1 protein-coding gene is annotated in these 442 nt (G+C 70.6%); it reads left to right on the forward strand.

Features of this window, described 5'->3' with window-relative positions; all coding sequences use genetic code 11:
* Window positions 1–442, forward strand: a 442-nt coding sequence (locus POF73_RS45935; RefSeq protein ID WP_272125503.1) for a hypothetical protein, incomplete at both ends; no start/stop codon positions are given.

Here is a 442-nt window from a genome sequence, read left to right on the forward strand (position 1 = left end):
TGCGCGCCGGGTGGACCTGCCGACGTATGCCTTCCAGCACCAGCGCTACTGGCTCGAAGGCGTCTCCGTCGGAGGCGAGATCCAGGACGCGACGACGGACGAGACGGACGCCGCGTTCTGGGACGCCGTCGAGCGCGAGGACCTCTCCGATCTCGCAGAGGTACTCGACGTCGACGATGCCGGCGCGGGAGCCGAGGCCTGGCTGCCCACGCTGTCGGCCTGGCGCAAGAGCCGCCGTAAGCAACTGACACTCGACTCCTGGCGCTACTCGACCACTTGGCGCGCGAACGCCCTGCGCTCGGGGACCCGCTTGTCGGGCAAGTGGCTGATCGTGGCCCCTGGCGGGGACGCGCCGGTCGAGGAGGTTCGGAAGGCGCTGACGGCTGCCGGTGCGGAGGTGTCCGTACTGGAGGGCCTGGACCAGGTGGCGTTGGCGGATGCC

This window comes from Streptomyces sp. HD (assembly GCF_028369295.1).
In the GTDB taxonomy this organism is placed as follows: Bacteria; Actinomycetota; Actinomycetes; order Streptomycetales; family Streptomycetaceae; genus Streptomyces.